At 72.3% G+C, this 22,678-nt stretch carries 20 protein-coding genes and 1 pseudogene; 12 read left to right on the top strand and 9 right to left on the bottom strand.

Annotated elements, in window-relative coordinates; genetic code table 11:
- Positions 1–306: 306 nt before the first annotated feature.
- Positions 307–840 (bottom strand): hypothetical protein, encoded by a 534-nt coding sequence (locus ACFWUY_RS37880; RefSeq protein ID WP_384120811.1) that lies wholly within the window; start codon positions 838–840, stop codon positions 307–309.
- Between the two features lie 353 nt (positions 841–1,193).
- Here ACFWUY_RS37880 and ACFWUY_RS37875 point away from each other — a divergent pair, with 353 nt between their 5' ends.
- Entirely contained in the window at positions 1,194–2,420 is a 1,227-nt protein-coding gene (locus ACFWUY_RS37875; RefSeq protein WP_384120809.1) for an aromatic acid exporter family protein, read from the top strand.
- Positions 2,421–2,736: 316 nt separating this feature from the next.
- Here ACFWUY_RS37875 and ACFWUY_RS37870 read toward each other — a convergent pair whose 3' ends face one another.
- Together ACFWUY_RS37870 and ACFWUY_RS37865 are read right to left on the bottom strand one after the other, a co-directional pair.
- Positions 2,737–3,315 (bottom strand): hypothetical protein, encoded by a 579-nt coding sequence (locus ACFWUY_RS37870; protein ID WP_384120815.1) that lies wholly within the window; start codon positions 3,313–3,315, stop codon positions 2,737–2,739.
- A 133-nt stretch (positions 3,316–3,448) separates the two neighbouring features.
- Positions 3,449–4,276, bottom strand: coding sequence for a VOC family protein (locus tag ACFWUY_RS37865; RefSeq protein ID WP_384120807.1), 828 nt, complete (start codon positions 4,274–4,276; stop codon positions 3,449–3,451).
- 456 nt (positions 4,277–4,732) lie between these two features.
- Between ACFWUY_RS37865 and ACFWUY_RS37860 the strand changes: the two genes are divergently transcribed.
- The 9 genes from ACFWUY_RS37860 (at position 4,733) to ACFWUY_RS37820 (ending at position 15,419) form a co-directional block, all read left to right on the top strand.
- Positions 4,733–5,260 (top strand): hypothetical protein, encoded by a 528-nt coding sequence (locus tag ACFWUY_RS37860; RefSeq protein WP_384120805.1) that lies wholly within the window; start codon positions 4,733–4,735, stop codon positions 5,258–5,260.
- A 417-nt stretch (positions 5,261–5,677) separates the two neighbouring features.
- Positions 5,678–7,828, top strand: coding sequence for a hypothetical protein (locus ACFWUY_RS37855; protein ID WP_384120803.1), 2,151 nt, complete (start codon positions 5,678–5,680; stop codon positions 7,826–7,828).
- 84 nt (positions 7,829–7,912) lie between these two features.
- Complete coding sequence (gene pelF, locus ACFWUY_RS37850) at positions 7,913–9,424, top strand: GT4 family glycosyltransferase PelF (protein WP_384120801.1); 1,512 nt, start codon at positions 7,913–7,915, stop codon at positions 9,422–9,424.
- Positions 9,421–10,860: a hypothetical protein gene (locus ACFWUY_RS37845; RefSeq protein ID WP_384120799.1), complete on the top strand. Its 1,440-nt coding sequence runs from the start codon at positions 9,421–9,423 to the stop codon at positions 10,858–10,860. Before pelF ends, ACFWUY_RS37845 begins: the two co-directional genes overlap by 4 nt.
- A gap of 207 nt (positions 10,861–11,067) precedes the next feature.
- On the top strand, positions 11,068–12,069 hold the full coding sequence (locus tag ACFWUY_RS37840; protein WP_384120797.1) for a GDP-mannose 4,6-dehydratase: 1,002 nt from the start codon (positions 11,068–11,070) through the stop codon (positions 12,067–12,069).
- Between the two features lie 31 nt (positions 12,070–12,100).
- The gene (locus ACFWUY_RS37835; RefSeq protein ID WP_384120795.1) at positions 12,101–12,814 is read left to right on the top strand and encodes an NDP-sugar synthase; all 714 of its coding nucleotides are present in this window, start codon (positions 12,101–12,103) and stop codon (positions 12,812–12,814) included.
- Positions 12,815–12,820: 6 nt separating this feature from the next.
- Positions 12,821–13,771, top strand: a complete 951-nt coding sequence (locus tag ACFWUY_RS37830) for an NAD-dependent epimerase/dehydratase family protein (protein ID WP_384120793.1) — start codon at positions 12,821–12,823, stop codon at positions 13,769–13,771.
- A complete protein-coding gene (locus ACFWUY_RS37825; RefSeq protein WP_384120791.1) occupies positions 13,768–14,436 on the top strand; it encodes a spherulation-specific family 4 protein in 669 nt (222 codons plus the stop codon). Before ACFWUY_RS37830 ends, ACFWUY_RS37825 begins: the two co-directional genes overlap by 4 nt.
- Positions 14,433–15,419, top strand: coding sequence for an endo alpha-1,4 polygalactosaminidase (locus ACFWUY_RS37820; RefSeq protein ID WP_384120789.1), 987 nt, complete (start codon positions 14,433–14,435; stop codon positions 15,417–15,419). Before ACFWUY_RS37825 ends, ACFWUY_RS37820 begins: the two co-directional genes overlap by 4 nt.
- A gap of 483 nt (positions 15,420–15,902) precedes the next feature.
- Here the strand turns inward: ACFWUY_RS37820 and ACFWUY_RS37815 are convergent, their stop codons facing one another.
- Positions 15,903–16,118, bottom strand: coding sequence for a hypothetical protein (locus tag ACFWUY_RS37815; RefSeq protein WP_384120787.1), 216 nt, complete (start codon positions 16,116–16,118; stop codon positions 15,903–15,905).
- A gap of 1,870 nt (positions 16,119–17,988) precedes the next feature.
- On the opposite strand from ACFWUY_RS37815, the gene ACFWUY_RS37810 reads away from it, so the two are divergent.
- Positions 17,989–18,420, top strand: a complete 432-nt coding sequence (locus tag ACFWUY_RS37810) for a subtilase-type protease inhibitor (protein WP_384120813.1) — start codon at positions 17,989–17,991, stop codon at positions 18,418–18,420.
- Positions 18,421–18,468: 48 nt separating this feature from the next.
- Here ACFWUY_RS37810 and ACFWUY_RS37805 read toward each other — a convergent pair whose 3' ends face one another.
- From ACFWUY_RS37805 to ACFWUY_RS37790, 4 genes are all read right to left on the bottom strand, one after another.
- Positions 18,469–18,675: a hypothetical protein gene (locus ACFWUY_RS37805; protein WP_384120785.1), complete on the bottom strand. Its 207-nt coding sequence runs from the start codon at positions 18,673–18,675 to the stop codon at positions 18,469–18,471.
- A gap of 232 nt (positions 18,676–18,907) precedes the next feature.
- Positions 18,908–20,425 carry a SulP family inorganic anion transporter gene (locus tag ACFWUY_RS37800; protein WP_384120783.1) on the bottom strand — a complete coding sequence of 506 codons (1,518 nt, stop codon included), beginning with the start codon at positions 20,423–20,425 and terminating at the stop codon, positions 18,908–18,910.
- An 11-nt stretch (positions 20,426–20,436) separates the two neighbouring features.
- The gene (locus ACFWUY_RS37795; RefSeq protein WP_384120781.1) at positions 20,437–21,018 is read right to left on the bottom strand and encodes a carbonic anhydrase; all 582 of its coding nucleotides are present in this window, start codon (positions 21,016–21,018) and stop codon (positions 20,437–20,439) included.
- 84 nt (positions 21,019–21,102) lie between these two features.
- The gene (locus ACFWUY_RS37790; RefSeq protein WP_384120779.1) at positions 21,103–21,498 is read right to left on the bottom strand and encodes a hypothetical protein; all 396 of its coding nucleotides are present in this window, start codon (positions 21,496–21,498) and stop codon (positions 21,103–21,105) included.
- 234 nt (positions 21,499–21,732) lie between these two features.
- Between ACFWUY_RS37790 and ACFWUY_RS37785 the strand changes: the two genes are divergently transcribed.
- The gene (locus ACFWUY_RS37785; RefSeq protein ID WP_384120777.1) at positions 21,733–22,215 is read left to right on the top strand and encodes an MSMEG_6728 family protein; all 483 of its coding nucleotides are present in this window, start codon (positions 21,733–21,735) and stop codon (positions 22,213–22,215) included.
- Positions 22,216–22,301: 86 nt separating this feature from the next.
- On the opposite strand, the pseudogene ACFWUY_RS37780 reads toward ACFWUY_RS37785, so the two are convergent.
- Positions 22,302–22,549, bottom strand: a pseudogene (locus tag ACFWUY_RS37780) (transposase); the annotation flags it as partial.
- Positions 22,550–22,678 lie beyond the last annotated feature (129 nt).

Below are 22,678 nucleotides of genomic sequence, written 5' to 3'. Positions count from 1 at the left end.
CCGCCGCGGCAGCGAGGCGAACACATCGGCAACGAACTCCGCCACCTCACCCCGGAGCCGTTCCACCTCCCCCAGTCTCATAGCCGGAAGATGCCTACCAACAGGAAAGATCACCCAACGTAACGAAGCACTACTAGGGGCGGCTGGCCACGATCAGGCACCGATGGCAGCCGCCTGCGTGCGGCACCGTTCCAGCCCCGCCATCAATGGACGTCACCGACCAGGCGTCCGTCCTCGTCCGCGCCGCCCCCCGCATCGGCAAGACCGGACAGCTCGCCAACGACGCGCGTGTCGATGCTGGTGGGGTCAGCTGTCAGCCGGCTTGAGATCGATTACGACCATCTTGTCCATCCGGTAGCTGTCGAGGTCTGGGTTGTGCCACGACTCGCCCGCACGAATCTGGTGAAACCTGAACGTCGCGTTGGTTTCGTTGGCTCCGATGATGCAGCGAACCGGACCCGGGCGGTCCAGTCTGGTGACGAGCCGGCGGAACTCCATGGCGAATGTGATCCCGTGAAGGAGCAGGATTCGCTGATCGCGCTCCGAGATCTGTGGAGCGTCGTCGGTGATCCGGACATCGACGGGGACGTAGTCCTCCAGATGGAAGGAGCTGTCAGCCGACTCCCACCCGGTGAGGTGTCCGAAGAACGAGGGAGCACCGCCCGCGTCGCCCGCCGACTTGGCCCAGGTGAGCACCTCTCCTCGGCGGGTGATCCCTTCGGCGAGCAGGCCACGCAGGCCAGGGGCAAGGCCGCCGGGTGGCGCCAGGACCGTCCCACCAGCAAGCACGAGTGCCTCGGCCGCGGCGTCGTTCATCGTCAGCGACAGCATGTGGCTCATGATCGCAGCCAACGGCTGAACACATGGTGGAATCAGCGGCCCATGAACGCTCTGCAGGCCCTCTGGATCCCGCTGCGGCGTATCCCCACGGCACCCCGCAGCGGATTCGTCATGGCCGGCGTCTCGTGAACCCGGCACCGCACGAGCGCTACCAGGAGCCTCGCCCACCACTGACGTGACATGGGGCCCGGATCCGATGGATCCGGGCCCCGTACGTGCGACCGCACTGCGGGCTGTCCGTCCAGTGGTGTCCGGCCCGGCACGCGCCGAGCGGTGCCTGACGTACATGGTGCCGGTTCGGGTAGGTGCGGGGGCACGGCCACGCACAGTGCGACGAAGGGTGGGAGAGACGCGTGTCGGAGCGAACAGCGGGATCGGTCGCCCGGTGGTTCCGGGGCCGGGGGTACGCAGCGCGCTCGTTCGTGGGCGGGGCAGTACGGGAGCCGGGGGAAGAGCGTGACGGCCTGCTGCTTCTTCTCAAAGGGGCGGCCGCCGCGACCGTCGCGTGGTGCCTGGCTTCCTGGCTGTTGCCCACGGCCGTCACCGCGTTCGCCCCGTTCACCGCGCTGCTGGCCCTGCAGTCCACGGTCTACCGCTCGCTGTGGGACTCGGCGCAGTATCTGGGAGCCATGGCCATCGGAACGGCGGTGGCGGCGGGCTTCGGCAGCACCGGCGGCGTCCACGTCTGGACCCTCGCCGTCCTCGTTTTTCTCGCCCTTCTGGTGGCCCGGATCGATCTGCTGGGCGGGCAGCGCTCCCAGGTCCCGGTCGTCGCCCTCTTCGCGTTCGTGGGCGGCGGCGGACGGATCGACTACATCGGCCACCTGGTGACCTCGGCGGTCATCGGGGTGTGCTGCGGCCTCGCCGCCCACTTCGTGATCGCCCCCTCTCCGCACACCGACCGGGCGCGGGGGCGGGTCGCCGATCTGACCGGACGGACCCAGGAACTGCTGCACGACCTGGCTCGGGCCGCCACAGGGGAGACCCGCGGCAAGGATGTGCGGAGCGACTGGCCGTACCGCTGCGAGGAGCTGGCCGCACAGGCGGCCCGTACCCGCGCGGAACTCGAGCGGGAACAAGAGAACACCAGGCTGAACCCCCGGCAGCCGTGGAGCAGTGCTCAGGCCCTACTGCTCCGCTACCACGAGACGATCAGTACCGTCGAGCGCGTCGGCACCTACCTGCGGTCCATCGCGCGGGCTTTGGTGTACGAGCGGCAGGCTCTCGCATCGTCCGCACCCGCCGCCCCGTCCGGGCCCCCCGAATCGTCCGGACCCGTCGGCTCGCCCGAAGCGTCGGCCTCCGAGGACTTCCTCGTGTCGTACGGGGAACTGCTGCGGGCCATCGCCTCGGCGCTCGAATGCCTGGACCCGCCCAGTGGACCGGAGGACCCCAGCCGGCTCCGGCGCCACGTCGAGGATGTCGGACGCCGCTACGAGGAGGCGACGGACAGGGCGCGCGTCAGCCACCTCGACCGCCCGAGGCAGTGGCCCGTCCATGGCACGGCACTCGTGGAGGCCGTGCGCATCCTGGAGGAGATCACGTACCTGGCGGACCGTGCCGAGGAGACGCGCCGCTGAGGTTCGCCGGGCCCATCGTGGGCTGCGGGCGGCAGTCTGTGCGGTGGACCGTCCGGCGGGGTGGAGGTGCTTCCGATGAGTTCACCGTCCTCGAACGCTCCGCCCGGCGACACGACCGCTCTCGACAGGAGTGCCCTGTCCACCATCCCGCCGGTGATCGTGACCGCCGACCAGGGCGTTCTGCTCGACTTCTGCGCGGAGTTGTTCGGCGCCGAGGAGTGCGTGGAGGGAAAGGTGCCTGCGTCGTGTGCTGTCGGCCGGACCGAGACGGGTGCGCGGTACGGCCGTGCCACGACCGCCGCCCTGTCCCCGGCTGTCAGATGTCCAGGAGATCCAGCCAGGAGCCGCCTGAGGTGTCGGCGGGGCGGGGCCGCATCGGGAGCGGGTCCGGGTAGGTCTCCGTCGCGGCCCTCGCGCGGACGATGTCGGGTCCGCCGCACGCGGCGACTGCGAAGGCGCCGAAGACCTTGGCGAACGCCGCCGGGTCGCGGAACTCCACGCCGAATGCCCGGCCGTCGCGCAACGGCACCCACACCACCCGGTCGCGCCGCGCCCATTCCCCCACCGGCTGGTCGTCCGCAGTTGACCGCCCCTCCAGCCACAGCCGCGCCACGTGCAGCAGGTTCACCTTCTCCATCGGCAGCCGCTTGCGCCGCACCCGCAGTTCACGCGCAGTCAGCTCGACGCGCTGGTCCTTCTTCGGGTACCAGACGACGCCGATCCCGAACGGCACCCACAGCAGGATCCCGATCAGCGGCAGGACCAGAGCGTCTCCCCACGACCGGAGCAGCCCGCCGTCCAGCAGGTACAAGGCCCCGAAGGCCAGTACCCACTTCGCCGTCATCCGCCAGAACCCGGTGCTCTGCCGGTACAGGACCCGTCGCTTCCCCGTCATTGCCACGCCCGCACGCTATCCGCCGTCCCGCGGTTCGCCGCAGGCACCCTCCGCCACCGCGAGGGCGGGTGACGTCACCGACGCCACCCGTCGTGACGCCCGGCGCTGGTCCGGGCGTCACGCGGACGGTCGTTCAGGCCTGTTCCCCGGCGAGGAGGACGAAGTCGGCGTTCGACGGGTCGAGGCAGACGGCGAGGCGGCCGACGCCCGCCACGTCCTCAGGACCCATCTGCAGGGTGCCGCCGTGCTCGACCACCTTGGCGGCCGCCGCGTCGCAGTCGGTGACGGCGAAGACGGGGTGCCAGTACGGCCGTCCGCCGGTGAGGGCGAGGTCGCTCTCGGACATGCCCATCACGCCGCCGTGCATGCGCTCCTCGGAGAGGCCGGCCGGGGTGATGAGGCTGTACGTGCCCCCGCCGCCGGGCAGCTCCATGTCGCTGTACGACCAGCCGAGCACTCCGCCGTAGAACTCCTTGGCGGCCTCGGTGTCCGTCGTGTACAGCTCGGTCCAGGACAGCGAGCCCGGCTCGTCCACCAGGTCGACGCCCTTGTTCGTGCCCGGCTGCCAGACGGCGAACTGGCCTCCCAGCGGGTCGGTGTACTGGGCCATCCGGCCCCACTCGTCGAGGTCCATGGGCGCGACGCGGACCGTGCCGCCCGCCTGCTCCACGGCCCGGGTCGTGGCGTCCGCGTCGGCGACGCTGTAGTAGATCATCCAGGCGGAGCGGGCGCCCTCCTCCGTGAGCTTGCCGAGCCCACCGACGACCTTCCCGTCCTTCTTGAACATCCCGCCTTCCATGTCCCCGTCCGCGCCGTCACCGCCGCCCTGTCCCTCGGCCTCGCCCATGGGCTCGTACTCCCACCCGAGCACGGCGCCGTAGAACTCGGCGGCTGCCGGGACGTCGGGGGCTCCGAGGTCGAGCCAGCAGGGGGAGCCGGGTGCGTAGTCGGTGGTGATCATGGCAGTGGCCTCTCGCGCATCGGGGTACGTCTTCAGCCTCGCACCGGACACCACCCCTCGCGCGTCGGCCGTTCCGCGCGGACCCGGCGGCCAGACCGGCGTCCGCCCGGGAACCGGCGGTGCCGGCCGGCGGTGGCCGGCACCGTGAGGGGGAGGCGGAACTCGGCCTCGTGGCCGGGAGTCGGCGGCGTGGACCGGCTGTGACCGGCTCCCGGCAAGACGTGGTCTGATGCGTACGCGCCAATAGCTCGGCCGTGCGCGGGAGGTCACGGAGCGCCGGGCCAGGTGCCCCCGCACGCGGTCTCCGCCGCCGCAGCGTGCACGGACGCGCACCCACGGCTACCGGCACACTTTGACCGCACCACCTTCACGGCGCGCGCACTTTCGGTCGGCGCCCGGTTCTGGCCCTCCCTCCAGGGCAGACACCCGGCCGACCCGCTACCTAGTCTCCCGGCCATGCGATCACAGTCAACGAGACGCCTGGGTCTCACCGCCGTCCTGGCCCTGCTCCTCACCCTCTTCGGTCTGGCCCCGTCCGCGAGTGCCGCCGACCCGGCCCCCGCCCAGCTGACGTTCACCACCGACGCCGCGACCACCACGCCCGGCGGCACCGTGAACCTGTCGATGACGCTCACGAACAACAGGACCTACGACGTCTGGTTCGTCCACCAGACCGTCGACCCCACCTGGCTGACCACGCAGCGCCCGGACCTGAAGTACTCCTTCGCCGGCTGCTCCCTCGCCGGCCCCGGCGGCAGCACCCCCTGTTCCGGCACCGGCCCCGCCAACCTCGGCGCCAACTACGGCGCCACCATCCCGCCCGGCCAGAGCCGGACGGTGACCCTGACGCTCCAGGTCGCCCCGGACTCCGGCTGCAACGGCAACATCGGGTTCTACTCGTACTTCTACGCCGAGTTCAGCGACAGCGCGAGCGTCAACGGCGGTCCGGTCTACACGCCGGAGACCCGAGTCCTCTGCTCCTGACGGACGGGCGCCGGGTCGGTCACGGCCGGAAACCGGCTTCGGCCTTCCCGGCGGACCGGTATGAACCAATGACGGTTCCCTGACACCTCCACCGGCGGGCTCACGAGTCCGCCGGTGGGCCCCGTCCGCCTCCCACCAGTGCGTCAGCCGGTGTGGCACGGGGGCCAAGGCGGCGGCCGGGAGGAACCCGCAAGGCCCGCGGGGCCGCTCTTCGCGCCGCATGCACAGCCGCCATCCGCCCGCGTTTTTCCGTCACCTTTCGCAGCGGGGCCACAGAAGCTCCACAGATACCCCACTATTTGACGCGACGGATGCGTGGACGACCGGCCTTCGAGGGGGATGCCGGCGTCGCACGAGGGGGTGCGTCCGCTCCTCGGAGCCGCACTCACCCCTGCTCCGGGAGGGACACATCACCGCATGAAGCGGATACTGGGCACCACCCTGCTGACCACAGGGCTCACCACGGGCGCGCTCGTCGCCGCCCTCGTCCTGCCGGGCACGGCGGCACGCGCCGACGACGCGGCTCCCCGCGTCGATCTGCGGGTGCTCGTCGTGACCGACGGCGGCCCCGCCACCGATGCCATCGCGGCCGAACTGGACGCCGCGGGAACGCCGTACACCGAGATCGACCTGACCCGCTCGGACCGGCCGGTGATCGACGCCGGCTACCTCGCGGACACCGTGGACGGCCGGAACAGGGCCAGGTTCCAGGCCGTCGTCCTGCCGAACGACAACCCGTTTCCCGCCGGCTCACCGGAGATGACCGCGCTCGCGCACTACGAGCGGACCTACGACGTCCCGCAGGTCGACGCGTACACCTACGCCCGGCCCGAGGCCGGCCTCCAGTACCCGGTCTACGGCGGCTACTCCGGGAGCGTGGACGGAACCCGGGCCCAGGTGACCGCCGCCGGCCGCTCAGGACCGTTCGGCTATCTGGACGGGGCCGTTCCGTTCGAGGACAACTCGCCGTCGGTGGGCGAGAGTTACGCCTACCTGTCGACCCCCGCGGCGGGCGCCGACTTCACCCCGTACGTCGACGCCGCGATACCCGGGACGACCCGGCGCGGATCCCTGGTGGGCGAGTACCGCCACGACGGACGACGCGAACTGGTCGTCACCTTCGTCTACAACCAGTACCAGCAGCAGTTCCGTCTCCTGGCCCGTGGCATCGTCGCGTGGATGACCGGCGGGCTGCACCTCGGTGCCTCCCGGAACTACTTCGCCGTCCACGTCGACGACGTGCTCGCGGCGGACGACCGCTGGAACCCGACGCTCGACTGCACGCCCGGCGATGTGGACTGCACCGATCCGAACGCCACGCCCGACCCCATCCGCATGACGCCCGCGGACGTGGACCACGCCGTCGCCTGGCAGAGCGCACACGGCTTCACCCTCGACCTCGCCTACAACGCGGCGGGCAGCGTCGACTTCCGCGAGGACCACAACGGCGTCGACCCGCTCGCGGACCGGCTCGTCGCCGCGCGCGACGAGTTCCGCTGGATCAACCACACCTACACGCACGCCTTCCTCGGCTGCGAGCAGGACACCACGGTGGTCCCCTGGCGCTGCGCCACCCTCCCGGACGGCTCCGTCAAGTGGGTCACCCGGCAGGCCGTCTCCGACGAGATCGCCCTCAACCGCGTGTGGGGCCGGACGGCGGGACTGCCGCTGGCCGACGACGAACTGGTCACCGGTGAGCACTCCGGGCTGCGCGTCCTGCCGCAGCAGTCCGCCGACAACCCCCACCTGGGTCCGGCCCTCGCCGACAACGGCATCAGCTGGCTGGCATCCGACAACTCCCGCGAGCCCGGACAGCGGCAGGTCGGTCCGGCCACGACGGTCCCACGCCACCCGATGAACGTCTTCTACAACGCGGGACGGGCGGCCGAACAGGTCGACGAGTACAACTGGATCTACACCAGCCGCGCCCAGGGCGGCAGCGGGATCTGCGAGGACAACCCGTCCACCACGACGTGCCTGCCGACCCCGCTCGACCCCGCCACCGGCTACGCGAACCACATCGTGCCCCTGGAGCGGCAGATCGCCCTCGGCCACGTCCTCGCCAACGACCCCAAGCCCCACTTCATCCACCAGTCCAACCTGGCCGAGGACCGCATCGCCTACCCGGTCCTGGACGGCGTGCTCGACGGCTACGACGCCCTGTTCGCCGCGAACACCCCGGTGGTCAACCTCCGGATGAAGGCCATCGGTCAGGAGCTCCGGCAGCGGGCCGCGTGGCGCGCGGCCGTCCAGGGCGGCCTGGTCACGGCGTACCGCGTCGGCAGGACCGTGACGGTCGAGGGTCCGGGCGGACTGGCGGTCCCCGCGACCGCGCCCGAGGGAACCCTGAAGGCCGGCACCGCCTTCGGCGAGTCGTACGCGGGCGAGCGGTCCGGCTGGACGCCTCTCACGGGCGCCGCGCTGACCCTGGCCCTGCCCTCCGCGGCCGGCGCCGGCCCGGGCACCGGAACGGCCGGGTCCCTCCCGGCCCCGGTCGCGGGCCCGGCCCCGGCCGCCCGTGTGCCCGAGGGCGTGGCGGAGCCGGTCCCGCCCGGTTCGGGCGGCTGAACCCCGTACCGGCAGCGAGGTCCCGGCCGCCCAGCGGCGGCCGGGACCAGCCTCACCCCCACCACGGCCGCGGAGCACACATCGATGCACGTTCACCCCGGCGCACGGCGCCACGGCGCCCCGCGCGTCACCCTCCTGACCGAAGGCACCTACCCGCACAGCCACGGTGGTGTGAGCGTCTGGTGCGACCAGCTCGTCACCGGCATGCCGGACATCGACTTCGACGTCGTCGCCGTCACCGGCACCGGGCGGGAGCCGCTCGCCTGGGACCTGCCGGCCCATGTCTCCAGCGTCCTCTCCGTACCCATGTGGGGTCCCGCGCCGGCCGGTCGTCCGCCGCGCGGCAGATCCGGCAGGCGACTCGCCGAGGCGTACGAGACGTTCCTGGCGTCGTTGCTGGACCCGGCCGCCGAGGGCGGCTTCCCTCCCGCCCTGTACGCCCTCGCGCGGGCCGCGGGTGACGGTCTGCTGAGCCCGTTCCTGCGCGGCGACACCGCGATCGCGGTGCTCACCGCCGTGTGGCGGCGACCGGGACTCGCCGTGCGCGAGGCGCGGCCGTCCCTGCACGACGCGCTCACCGCGACGGCCCTGCTGGAACACGCGCTGCGTCCGCTGTCGGCGCCGCCGCCGGAGGACGGGGTCGCCCACGCGGTCAGCGGCGGGGTGGCGGTGCTACCGGGGCTCGCGGCCCTCGAACGGCACGGCGTGCCGCTGCTGTTGACCGAGCACGGGGTGTACCTGCGCGAGCGGTACCTCGGCTACCGCACCGCTCCGTACCGCTGGCCGGTCAAGGCGGTGGTCCTGGGCTTCTTCCGGCTCCTCGCGGAGGAGAGCTATCGCCGCGCCGCACTGATCACGCCGGGCAACCGCTACAACCGGCTGTGGGAGGAGCAGGGCGGCGCCGATCCGGCGTCGATCCGCACGGTCTACAACGGCGTGGATCCCGACGCCTTCCCGCACGCCGGACCCGAACCGGACGCCCCCACGCTGAGCTGGGCCGGCCGGGTGGACCCGATCAAGGACCTGGAGACGCTGATACGTTCCTTCGCGCTGGTCAGGGACCGACTGCCCGAAGCCCGATTACGTCTCTTCGGCGGCACGCCCCGGGGCGGCGAAGCCTACCGCGAGCGCTGCGAGGCCCTGGCCGCCGAGCTCGGCGCGGGCGGCGCGGTGACCTTCGAGGGACGCGTCGACGACATCAAGGACGCCTACGCGGCCGGCAATGTCGTCATGCTGTCCAGCATCAGCGAGGGGTTCCCGTTCACCCTGATCGAGGCGATGTCGTGCGGGCGGGCGACCGTCTCCACCGACGTCGGAGGCGTACGGGAGGCGGTCGGCGACACCGGCCTGGTGGTGCCGCCGCGCGATCCGTCCGCGATGGCCGGCGCCGCGCTCGCGCTGCTCGGCGACTCCGAACGGCGCCGGGCGATGGGAGCGGCGGCCCGACTGCGGGTGATCGAGCAGTTCACGCTCCGGCAGACCATCGACACCTTCCGCGCCGTCTACCACGAACTGGCCTCGGGCGCACGGGAGCCGCAGGGCCGGATCACGCTGCCCGTACCGGCGGTCAGCGGCACCGGAAGCCTCGCCGGATGAGCGGCCCGATGTACCTCGAACCCGGTGGGGCGGAGCAGGACACGCTCGCGATCCGACTGGCCGCGCCGCGCCGGGGCCGTCGGTCCCCGGACGACCCCACCCTCATGATCCGGAGGCCGGCGGGTGATCTCACGCCGGGGGGCCGACGGTCCCGTACGGGGCCCGACGAGGAGGCGGTCAGCGCGCTCGCCGCCGAGCTCGCCGAGAGCGTCGGCCCGGCCGTCCACCCCTACGAGGTGGCCGCACTCCTGGAGGCGGACGGCCTCTCCGCGGCCGTCATCAAGGAGCGGTACGGGCACCCCGACCTCTTCTCCCTGGCGGCGGCGCTGTACGAGCGCGTCCCCCGGACCTTTCCCGAGCCCGCCGCACCGCCGGACCCCTGGCGGCCCGACACGGTGCGCTGTCTGCTGCGCGGGCTCCTGTTCGCTCTGCCGGCCCTCGCCTATCTGCTCACCGCGCCGCTGTGGCGGATCGACCGGCACGCCCCCGTCCTGATCGTGGCGGGTGTCGTCTCCTGGGCGTGGGGACAGGGGCTCGGCCACCGTGCGCACCTGCGGCTCGTGACAGGCCGCCGGGAGGCGACGCGCACCCTGCTGACCGGCTCCGCGCTCGGGGCCGCCCTCGCCACGGGTCTCGCCGCGATCCCCGCCGGAGGCGGACCGGCCACCGCGGTGGCCGCGGCCCAGTCCCTCTACCTGGCGGCGGCGGGCATCCTGCTGGTGCTGGGCCGGGAGCGGATGCTGCTCGCCGCGCTCAGCCCGCTGATCGCCGGGGCGGCGGTCCTGCCCTGGTGGGAACCGGGCGCCCTGCTGCGGCTGGTCCTGCCGCTGCTGGCACTGCTCGCCACACTGGCCGCCGCCGCACGGGCGCTGGGAGCGGGGTTCGCCGTACCGGCCGCCGCCGACGGGCCGCGCCCTCCCTTGGGGCAGTCCGTGCCGTACGGCCTGTTCGGCCTTGCCGCAGCGGTGCTCGTGATGCTGGTGGGCCGACAGGACCCGTACGGGGTCGTCGCGCTGACGCTGAGCATGGGCCCGGCCGAGTGGCTCCTCTACCGCTACCGGGGATGGTCGGTCGCCGCGCTGCGGGCCGGCGCGACGCCCCGGGCGTTCCTGCTCCGCTCGTCCGGCGTCCTCGCGTTCTGCCTCTGCGGCTACCTGTTGCTCCTGCTTCCTCCGGTGCTGCTCACCGACTCCGATCCGGTCTCGCTGCCGGCCCTGGCGGCGGCGCTGTGGACGGCCCTTCTCCTGCAGGCCTTCGGCGTGGCGTGGCCGCCGGCGGCGATCTGCCTCACGGCGGCCGGCGCCGCGAGCGCGGTCACTCTGTCGGCTCCGTCTCCGGGGCCCCCGCCGCTGCTGCCCGCCGTCCTCGGCGTGGCGTCGGTCTGCCTCACGGCCTGCGCCGTCACCGTTTTGGGCCGGCCGTCACCGCACGTCTGACCGGCCCCTCGTCCCAGGCGTCCAGGGACCTTCGACGATCGGCCGTCCCTTGCCACGCCACCGCGTCACCGTCCGACCACCCGAAGGCCCACCGACTCGACGTCCCAGCGCCTGAACGGTCGCCGTCCGTACGACCGCCGTCCGTACGTCCACCACCTGAACGTCCACCGCCTCGACAGCACGCCACCGACGAAAGGAACCAGAGAGTTGACTTCCGCACCGCTCGCCGCCGTCACCGGAGCCGAAGGGTTCATCGGCTCGCACCTCACGGAGGCGCTCGTCGCCTCCGGCCACCGGGTCAGGGCCATGGCCCAGTACAACTCGTTCTCCTCCTACGGCTGGCTGGAGACCCTCTCCCCCGACGTCCTCGACCACGTGGAGATCGTCCTCGGCGACGTCCGCGACCCGGGCTCGGTCCGCGGCCTGCTGGACGGTGCCGACTGCGCCTACCATCTCGCCGCGCTCATCGCGATCCCGTACTCGTACCAGGCGCCGCACAGCTACGTGGACACCAACGTCACCGGCACGCTCAACGTCCTCGAAGCGGTCCGCGCGCTGGGGACGCCCCGGCTCGTCCACACCTCGACCAGCGAGACGTACGGCACCGCCCAGACCGTGCCGATCACCGAGGACCACCCGATCAACACCCAGTCCCCGTACGCCGCTTCGAAGGCGGGCGGTGACCGTCTCGCCGACAGTTACCACGCCAGCTTCGCCACCCCCGTGGTGACCCTGCGGCCCTTCAACACCTTCGGTCCCCGGCAGTCCATGCGGGCCGTCATCCCCACCGTGATCGGCCAGATCGCCGCCGGGGAAAGCACCCTCACCCTCGGCGATCTGCGCCCGACCCGGGACTTCACCTTCGTCGAGGACACCGCGCAGGCCTTCCTCTCGGTGGGCGCGGCTCCGGCCGAGCAGGTCGTCGGCCGCACCTTCAACGCGGGGACGGGCGGGGAGATCTCCGTCGGCGACCTGGTCGCGCTCATCGGAAAGGTCATGGACGCCCCGCTCGACGTCCGCGAGGACCCAGACCGGCTGCGGCCCGCCAACTCCGAGGTCATGCGGCTCGTCGCCGACGCGTCCCGGCTGACCGCCGCGACGGGCTGGCGTCCGGGCCACTCCCTGGAGGAGGGCCTCGCGCGGACCGCCGAGTGGTTCGCCGACCCGGCCCATCTGGCCCGCTACAAGACCGGCATCTACAACATCTGACCCACCCGGCACGTACCGCAGGAGGTTTGCCATGCACGCTGTGATCCTGGCCGGTGGTAAAGGCGTCCGGCTCCGGCCGTACACCACCGCTCTGCCCAAGCCGCTCGTCCCCATCGGCGACCAGCACGCCATCCTGGAGATCGTGCTGCGCCAGCTGGCCACCGCCGGCTTCACCCACTGCACCCTCGCCATCGGACACCTCGGCGAGATCATCCGCGCCTACGTCGGCGACGGCTCGCAGTGGGGCATGTCCATCGACTACGCCACCGAGGAGAGCCCGCTCGGCACCATGGGGCCGCTGCTCACCCTCCGCGACCGGCTGCCGGAGCACTTCCTCGTCATGAACGGCGACGTGCTCACCGACCTCGACTACGCCGACGTGCTGCGCCGGCACGAGCTGTCGGCCGCGCCCCTGACCATCGCCACGTACGCGCGCAAGGTGCGCATCGACTTCGGGGTGCTCACCACCGACGCCAGCAGGGTGGTCGCCTTCACGGAGAAGCCCAGCATCGACTACCGGGTCTCCATGGGCGTCTACGGCGTCTCCCGGAGCACGCTCGACGCCTACACGCCCGGCCTTCCGCTCGGCTTCGACGAGCTGGTGCTCGACCTGCTCGCCGCCGAGAGGCCCCCGCACGCGTACGAGTTCGACGGCTACTGGCTGGACATCGGCCGTCCTGACGACTACGACCGGGCCAACGCGGAGTTCACCAGCCGCAAGTCGCTGCTGCTCAAGGGAGCCTGAGTACCGATGCGGATCCTCGTCCTCGGCGCCGGCGGATACCTGGGCGGCCACGTCATCGAGCGGCTGCGTGAGCTGCCGGGCACGCGGGTGCTCGTCGGCAGCCGCTCCCCGGCGGCCGACGTCACCGTCGACCTCGCCTCCGACCGCCCGCACGACCTGGCCGGGGCGCTCGCGCGTGCCAGGCCCGATGCCGTCGTCAACTGCGCGGGCGCGACCGGCGGCGACGCCGTCACCCTCGCGGAGGTCAACGCGCGCGGGCCGGCCGTGCTGTGCGCGGCGCTCCGCGAGGCCGCGCCCTCGGTCCGCCTGGTTCATCTCGGCTCCGCCGCCGAGTACGGACCCGGCACGTGCGGCCGACGCGTGACGGAGACGGAGGCGTGCCTCCCGGCGGGGCCGTACGGAGCCACCAAGCTGGCGGGCACGGTGGCGGTGACCGCGTCGGGACTGGACGCGGTCGTGCTGAGGGTGGGGAATCCGGTGGGTGCGGGGGCGCCGCCCACCGGCCTGCCCGGCAGGGTCGCCGCGCTGCTCGCGGAGGCCGAGGCCGGCTCCTGGGAGGGTACGGGTGACGGGCCGGGCACTGGACCGGGCGACGGGCCGGAGCTGCGGCTCGGGGATCTGTCCGCGTACCGCGACTTCGTGGACGTACGTGATGTGGCACGCGCGGCGGAGCTCGCGGTCACGACCGCGGCGGCGCTTCCGCCCGTCCTCAACGTGGGGAGCGGGGAGGCCCTTCCCGTACGGGAGCTGGTGCACAGGCTCGCGGAAGCGGCCGGGTTCCGCGGCCGGATCGTCGAGACGGAGGGGGGAGGCTCGGCGCGGTCCGCGCAGGTGTCGTGGCAGTGCTCCGACATCGGCGCGGCCCGTATCGCCCTCGGGTGGCAGCCGTCGTACTCCCTCGACGCCTCGACGAGGGCCCTCTGGGCGGCGCACTCCGTCCGGGTGGCGGCGCGGTGAGTCTGCTGATCCCGTTGTACGTCCATCCGGCCGAGGACCCGGACGCGTGGCGCCGACTCATCGCCGGCGCGGCGCACACGTACGCCGTGGTGATCAACCCGGCGAGCGGTCCGGGCGACGCTCCGGATCCCGCGTTCGCCGCGGCCACCCGCGCTCTGCGGGCGGCGGGGGCCCGGTTGCTCGGCTATGTGGACACCGACTACGGCATGCGCGACCGGGAGCGGATCGTGGCCGAATCCCTTCGCCACCGGGAGTGGTACGGGGTGGACGGATGCTTCCTCGACCGGACGACGGCAGGTCGGGACGGGCTGCCGGAGTGCCGACGGCTCGTGCGCGGGCTGCGCAAGGCCGGGGTCTCCACCGTGGTCCTCAACCCGGGGGTGCACCCCGCCCCCGGGTACGCCCGCCTCGCCGACGTCACGGTCACCTTCGAGGGTCACTGGTCGACGTACGTGTCGACATTCAGCCGCCCGTCGTGGACGACCCGGCTGGCACCGGAACGGCTCTGCCATCTGGTGTACGGGGTACCGGAACCGCTCGTCCCGATCGCCGTGCGCACCGCGCGGGAGCGGGGCGCGGCGGTGTGCGGGCCGGTGACGGGGGAACCGCCCAACCCCTGGTCCGCACTGACCCCGGCACTGGCACTGGCACAGGCGGAGCGGTGAGGCGGCGGCCCTGGTCGCACTTCGCGGCCGCGCTGCTTCTGCCGGTCCTCCTCGCCGCGTGCTCCGCCACCCCCGACCGGCGGGCCGGCGGCCCGGCCCCCAGCGCGAGCGGGTCGGCGACCGCGCCCTCGTCCGGACCGGCCGCCTCGCCCCGTACGCCCGAGGCCACGACCGGCCCCACCACGACGCCGACGACCGATCGCGCGGGGACCCCCACCGGCGGGCCGACCAGCGGGCCGCCCTCTGCCCGGCCGACCGGCGCCGTGACCGGTACCCCGGCCGGCCGGCGGTGGCAGCCGCGGCCCGGTCTGACCTGGCAGTGGCAGCTCGACGGCACGGTCGATCCGTCCGTCGACGTCCCCGTCTACGACATCGACGGTTTCGAGAACAGCGCCGCCACCGTGGCACGGCTGCACCGGGACGGCCGCAAGGTGATCTGCTACGTCAACGTCGGGGCCTGGGAGGACTACCGCCCCGACCGGCATGCCTTTCCGCGTTCCCTCCTCGGGAGGCCCAACGGCTGGCACGGTGAGCGCTGGCTGGACATCCGCCGTGTCGACCTCCTGCGACCGCTCATGGAGCGTCGCTTCGACATGTGCCGGGACAAGGGGTTCGACGCGGTGGAGCCGGACCTGATGGAGGGCTACGCCGCCGACACCGGCTTCTCCCTGTCGGCCGCCGACCAGCTCCGCTACAACAGGATGATCGCCGAGATCGCGCACGAGCGGGGTCTGGCGGTGGGCCTCAAGAACGACCTCGGCCAGATTCCCCAACTGGTGCGGCACTTCGACTTCGCGGTCAACGAGGAGTGCGCGCAGTTCGACGAGTGCGCCCTGCTCGAACCGTTCGTCGCGGCGGGAAAGGCGGTGTTCCACGTGGAGTACGAAGAGCCCACGGCCTCCTTCTGTCCGCAGGCCCGTGCCCTGCGGCTGTCGTCGATGCGGAAGGAGCTGGAGCTGGGCGTCTGGCGCAGTCCCTGCTGACGTGACCGGCGAGGCGCGGCGCGACGCCGACCCCGGGGGCAGGGTGCCGCGCGGACAGGGCGGGACCGGCGTAGCGGACGGTCTCCAGGACGACGCTCCCGCCCTCCAGGGCTTTTCCCGGTACCTCTGACCCCGCCGTGTACACGGATCTCCTCGCAGACGAGGAATCTGCGGGGAGCGGTACGGGGTGGGATCCGGACATTTCCCATCCCTTCGGTCCTCCGTCGTGCCGGGGGTGCGCGACGGAGGACCGAAGGGATGGGAACGATACAGCTGACGGTGGTCCACGAGGCGCGGCTCCTGCGCTCGGCGCTCGAGGAACTGCTGCGGTCGAGCGGCGTCCTGGTGGTGTCCTCGCTGCCCGGTGGCTGCACGGTCCGGCTTCCGAGGTGTCGGAGACGGATGTGTACGTCGCGGACGCGGAGTGTCTGCCACCCTCCGTCACGGCGCCCGCGACCGCCTCCGTGCCGCCGCGCTCGTCGATCACCATGCCGATGCCCGCCCTGCCCGCACCGAGGTACGGCATCGTGCGCCGGCCTCGTCGAGCTGCAGGGTCCCGGAGACCCCGCGGACGCGGCGGGAGAGGTCGTCGAGCGCTTCGGCGGCGAGATCGAGCAGCGCGGAGTCCCGAGTGCGTTCGTAGAGCCGTACGAACAGCAGGGCCCGTCCGGCACCGCCGTCCAGCAGCTCCGTGCGCATCTTGCCCGCCGCCCCGGCCGCCCCGTCGTTCGGGCGGACGCCTGGAGCGGGAGGGCCGACAACTCGGCGCGGCGCAGGGCCGCCGCGTGCAGGCCACTCTCACCGGTGGGGGTGGCCAGGGTGTCCAGGGCGAGACCGATGCCGGCCGTCCCTCCGTGCAGGTCGGGGGCGAGGGCGTCGTGGTCCTGTTCCAGCACGAGTGCGGCCAGTTCGAGCGCGGCGACCGTGTGCCCGAGCCGGTCGAGCGTCCACGCGACGCCGGTGAGCCCGTCGTAGAAGCCGAGCGGCGTGCCGGAGTCGGGTCCTTGGCGTACCGCAGCAGCCTCTCCTCGGCCTCGGGACATCGAGGGGCCCCGCTCTCGCCGGGCGCGCGGAGCACTCCGGCGGTGCCGTACCCCATGGACATGCCCCCGCCCCGGCGGTGGCGAACTGGGCGATGTCGCCGGGGAAGAACCGGTCCTCCCTGAGGACTCGCCCCCGGACACCGTGATGTTGAACAGGTGCAGGTCGTTGAAGACGGTCCCGCGGGCGTGCACCGCGGCCACGGCCCCCCTCGACAAGCCCGTGGATCCGCAGAGCCCATGCGGTGTACCCGGCGAGCCTCTCCGCCGGCGGATCGGCCTCCATCAGCGGATTCCTGCGGGCGAAGAAGGTATGGAGCGGCTTGCCCTCCACGAGCTCCAGAGCCAGGAAGTGGTGCTCGCCGATCGTGAAGCTGCCGAGGGCCTCCGGGGTGCAGGCGAGCCCCGAGAGCCGCCGCAGCGCGTCGCGCTCGCCGTGCAGCCTGCTCACGACGTCCGGTCCGTCCACGGCCGGCCCGGCGTGCGGACGCGCCTCCTTCAGGACGACCCGCCTGGCGGACCGCAGGTGCCGGGCCTCCCGCACCCCGCCGCCGTTGGAGAAGTGCAGTGCCTTCTCGATCTCGTACGGCATGTCCCGCACGGTCACCGCGGCCCTCGTATCGAGGCGCGGGAGCACGAAGGCGGGCGGCGTAACCCAGTCGGGCAGGTGGAAGACCGGACCGCGCGGGTCGGGTACGAGCGTGCCGGAGCCGTCTTCGAGGGCCGGCCGCAGGTCCCCGTTCTCGTCGTAGCAGTGGCGGCGGGTGAAGCTTCCGTACCGCAGGTGCACGGGGCCCGGCCCCACCGCAGGGCGCTCAAGACGTACGGACCGGGCTCGCCGTCCAGCAGTTCCGCCAGGTCGGTGGCCACACGCTCGCACTGCCGGTCGTCGGCCGGGTGGACGGTGATGAACTTGCCGCTCGCGGAGCGGTCCGCGTACTTGGCGTTGCGCTGGTGCAGCAGGTAGCGGTTGGGGACGAACGTGAAGGTCACCTCCTGCCGCAGGCAGTACGCGCGGACCGTGGCGAGGACCGCCTCCGCGTTGTCCAGCCCGGCCGAGACGTGGATCTTCCATCCCCGCGGAGGGAGCGGGCGGTCCGGCGGACGCAGGGCGCGCCGGTCGCCCGTCCGGTGAGGCGTTCAGCTCTCGGGGACCGGCAGGGTGGCCGCCCGGTAGAGGGAGCCGCTCGTGGACTCGGCGAAGACCAGGCGGTGCGGCGCATACCCTCCATGCGTCGAGAACTGGTCGTACTGAACGACCGTTCGGTGAAGGGGACGTGTCCCTGGGCAGGCGGGAAGCCACGTCGGGGCGACGGCGGGCACGGTGTGGATCAGTGCCACGGCCGACCGGCACCGGCTCTGACCTGCTGGACATGCGTGCGATCACCGGCATGCGGGCGGCGGTGTCCGAATAGTGCGCGCGAACTTGCGATCGCTCTCCGTGTCAGACACGCTCCGAAACGTACGAGAGGCGGTGATCGAAAGGTTGAAACTGCCTCTAATCTTCGAATCGAAAGTGAGTCATGGTTATGCTTCGCGGTTTCGTTGCAGCTTCTACGTCCGCACTTCTCTGCCTCGCCGGCGCCGCCGGTGTGGCGGAAGCCCGGACCGACAGCCTCTACGCCCCCTCCGCGCTCGTGCTGAGCGTGAGCAAGGGAGCCGACGCGAGCGCGGCCACTGTCCTGCGCGCCGTCACGCTCAGCTGCGCGCCGACCGCCGGCGGAACGCACCCGGCGCCCGAGGACGCCTGTGCCGAACTCAAGGCGACCTCGCCGGGCGGTGCCTTCGAGGGCCTGCTCGCCTCCCCGGACCCGGACCGGATGTGCCCGCAGCACTTCGACCCCGTCACCGTCACCGTGGACGGGGTGTGGGAGGGGTCCCGCACCTCATGGACCCACACGTTCGCCAACACCTGCACCATGGGCGCCACCCTGGACGACCGGGTGGTCTTCGCCTTCTGACCGGACGCGGGGAGCGACCCGCGGCCCCCCGCTCCCGGCAGTGGACGATCAGGGCTTGTTGGCGAGGGCCCCGAGGTACTGGTTCACCTGTTCCAGCCGCGTGTCCACGCTGCCCAGCCGCTCGGACACGGCCCGCAGCTCGTCGCAGACCGTCAGGAGCGCCAGCACCACCGCCCTCGCGGCGGGATCGGACACCTCCTCGAGGGCCGACCGGGCCGAGTCCGCCGCTGCGACGGACGGGGGTTCCTGTGTCATGGGTGTGCCTCCAGACCGGCCGCCCATCGGCCGTCCCTCTTCGTCTGCCCCGATATCCCGCGTTCGGACCCGGCGAGTTCCGCGATCCGAGCCGCGGCCGTCGACGACCGGTCGGGGCGGCCGAGCGGCCGGAGGCGCGTGCGTCGCGCCTCCGGCCGAACGTGACGCGGTCCTACGGTCCTCCCGTTCCTCAGGGAGGACCCTCCCGTTCCTCAGGACTTCCGGCGATCCGTCAGGCGATCTCGCCGGATGCGGCCTTCACCGGCTCGGTGGCTCTCTCCTGCTCGGTGGCCTTCTCCGGTTCCGTGACCTTCACCGGTTCCGTTCCGGCGACGCTGTGCCGTTCGGCCCAGGTCTCCAGGGCCGTGCGGCAGGCGTGGTCGAGGTGGTGCAGGCCGGACAGGTCGACCACGACCGGTCGGTCCTGGGGGAGCGCCTCCAGGCTGTCGAGTATCTTCGGCAGCCGCAGGAAGGTCGCGTTGCCCGACAGATACGCCTGGATCGGACCCGCGCCCTTGTCTATGACCTCCAGCTTCACGTGCGACGTCTCCCAGGCGGTCTTGACCACGGACAGGGCCAGCCCGATCAGTACGCCCTCGAACATGTTCACCGTGACGATCGCCGCCGCCGTGGCCACCAGGATCAGGGCCTCACCCCGGTGCCCCCGCCACAGCGACACGACACCGCGGAAGGGGATCAGCTTCCAGCCCGCGTGGACCAGGATGCCGGCGAGCGCGGGCAGCGGGATGAGCGCCAGCGCCCCGGGCAGCAGCGCCGCGAACAGCAGCAGCCACACGCCGTGCAGCACCCGGGACGCCCTGGTCCTCGCGCCCGCCGCCACATTGGCGGAGCTGCGCACGATGACCGCGGTCATCGGCAGGGCGCCGAGCACACCGCAGAGCGTGTTGCCCGCGCCCTGCGCCATGAGCTCTTCGTCGTACCGGGTGCGCGGGCCGTCGTGCAGACGGTCCACCGCGGCCGCGCTGAACAGGCTCTCGGCGGAGGCGATCAGGGCGAAGGCGATGATCGTGCCGATGACGGCCGGGTCGGCCAGGGCACCGAGCGCCTCGGCGCCGGGCAGCTGGACGGAGCCGAGCAGGCCGTTCACCTCGACGGTGGCCACCGGCAGTCCGAACGCCTGGGTGACCACCGTCGCCAGCATCACCGCGGCCAGTGCGCCCGGCACGGTCCCGGCCTTCCGCGGCAGCTTCTTCCACAGCACCAGCACGGCTATGGTTCCCGCGCCGACCGCGAGCGAGGCCAGTGCCCCAGTGCTGCCGACGGCGTCGACGGCGGCGCCGGGCAGCCCGAGGATCTTGTCGGTGCCGGAAGCGGGAGCCTTCAGGCCGGCCGCCGCGTACAGCTGGCCGGCGATGATCACCAGTCCGATGCCGGCCAGCATGCCCTCGACGACGGCGACCGAGATCGCGCGGAACCAGCGCCCCAGCCTCAGGGCGCCCATGGCGAGCTGGAGCAGGCCCGCCGCCAGCACGATCACACCGAGCACCGGAAGCCCGAACTCGCTGACGGCCTCGTACACGAGCACGGTCAGGCCGGCCGCCGGCCCGGACACCTGCAGGCTGCTGCCGCGCATGAGGCCGGTGACGATGCCGCCCACGATGCCGGTGACGAGTCCGAGCTCGGCCGGGACACCGGAGGCGACGGCGACGCCCACGCACAGGGGGAGGGCGACCAGGAACACGACGAGCGAGGCGGTGAAGTCCTGCCGTAAGTAGGGGAACTTGGTCATGGTGGCCACCCTCACAGCGCTTCGAAGGTGTCGGTCTCCGCGCGGTGCTCACGTACGGCTCCGGTGTGCACCTCGTAGTACCAGGCGTGGAGGCTGAGCCGACCCGCCGCCAGCCGCCTGCCGACGCAGGGGTAGGAACGCAGCCTCAGCAGCTGCGTCAGGACGTGGTGCTGCACGGCCTCGGAGACCGTCGGGTCGGCCGGGTCGGCGCACGTGGGCTCCTCCGCGGCGTGCGCGAGCCAGTCACGCACCGCGGGGACGGCGTCCAGGTCGTCGCCGCGCACCACCGCGCCCACGGCGCCGCAGTACGAGTGGCCGCAGACCACGATGTGCTCGACGCCGAGCACCTCGACGGCGTACTCGATGGTGGCGGCCTCGCCGGTGGGGGTGCCGGAGCCGTGGGGCGGGACGATGTTGCCCGCCGTGCGCAGCTCGAACAGCTGGCCGGGCTTGGCGCCGGTGATCAGGGCCGGGACGACCCGGGAGTCGGCGCAGGTGATGAACAGGACCTCGGGGGACTGGCCTTCGGCCAGCCGGGCGAACTCCTCAGGGCGCTGTCCGAACGTACGGGCGTTGTCGATGAGGGGCTGCATGGCGTGGTGACTCCTCCTGGCGCGCCGTGGGGACGCGTCGGGTGTGCGGGACAGGTGGGTGGGAGGCGAGGGCCGCTCTGCCGATCAGCAGCGGAACACCTGGAGTGCGGTGAGGGAACGAGCCCCCGACGATCTCGCCGGGTGGAGGTCCGCCGAGGTCGGCGTGCCCGGTCGGGGCGCGGATGAGCCACGGCGGGCCGGTATCGGGCGCTCGGAGGCCGGGGGGTTGTCGGCGGTGCGCTGCCGGTCGCGGGTGCGCACGGGACCGATCGGGTCCCCCGGCGCGTCGGTGTCGCCGCAGACGACGATCCCGTCGTACGCGGCCGCTCCGGAGGGCTTCGTTCCGGATGGAGCCTTGGCCAGGGTGTCACGAGCTGTATGTGCAGACGCGAAGGAAGGGAGGGAGATGAGGAGCTGGAGGGCAACCAAGGTCGGGGCGAGGATCGCCGCCGCGATCCAGGCCGTCGAGACTCGCTGCATATGCCTCCGTCCAGGTAGTTCGCAAAGTCTAAGGAAGGCCAATGGCTGGTCAACGACCAGTCAAGAACGACCATAACTCGGCAAAGCTGTTTGCAGAGTTAACCAAGCGTTACGGGCGGGAACGAGCCCGAAAATCCTCGGTCCCTTGACGCGGACCGGCTCTTGAAGGGGCGGCGTCGACCATGTATGGGCCCGACCCGGGACGTCGGCGCGGAGTGCGGGTAGGGAGGCCGCATGCAGACTTTTCTTCCGTTTCCGGACTTTGTCGAATCGGCCCTGGCGCTGGATCCCCGACGGCTCGGGAAACAGCGGGTCGAGGCGCTGCAGGTGTTCCGCGGGCTGACCGTTCCCGGGTACGGCTGGCGCAGACACCCGGCGGTCCGGATGTGGACCGGTTACGAGGAGGCGCTCGTGCGGTACGGCTTGGACATGTGCCGGGTCTGGACGAGCGAGGGGCGCGCCGACACGTGCGCGGTGACCCTGGTCGACGGCTTCCGGGCCCTGCGTCCGGAGGCGCTCGTGCGGTCCCAGCGGCAGCTCGGCGCGGGCGGTGACGTGCCGCCCTGGATCGGTGACCCGGCCTTTCACCTCAGCCACCGGTCGGCTCTGGTGCGCAAGGACCCGGAGTTCTACCGTGACCGGTTCCCCGGCGTGCCGGACGACCTGCCCTATGTCTGGCCCGCGTCCGACCGCGACCCGGAGGCGGCATCCGGGTGATCCGCGAGGACGTGCCGCGTTCCCGCCGATCACACACGTGTCGGCCCCGGCGAGGAGAGCCGAGGCCGGCGACGTGGTCAGGGCGGACGCCGCCAGGCCGTCGCCCCGCTGCACCCGGCTCGCTCGGGGGCACGTCTCTCCGGCTCACGTTCTTTCGAAGCACGTACACGATGCCCCGCCGGGCCGCACGGGCGTCCGCCGGCAGACGCCCGGGATACCGATGACGCCGCGGCGGGCGGGGCGGCAGCAGTGGAGCGATGTGTTCCCAGAGGTCATCAGGAACAAGATCATCCGACACCCGCAGCACCCTGCCGCCACCAGACCAGACCGCCAAGCCCTCACGCCGAACTCATCCTGAAACGATCAGTTAGTACTCCAGCCGTAGATCGTGATCTTCACGGTTGTTGCGCTGCTTGGCGCTGGTAGCGGCTGGCACGGGCTCGGTCTGATGCCCTCGCGCCAG

The organism is Streptomyces sp. NPDC058664, assembly GCF_042716635.1.
In the GTDB taxonomy this organism is placed as follows: Bacteria; Actinomycetota; Actinomycetes; order Streptomycetales; family Streptomycetaceae; genus Streptomyces.
The sequence above is the reverse complement of the archived record's forward strand: the minus strand, read 5'-3'. Positions and strand labels throughout refer to the sequence as shown.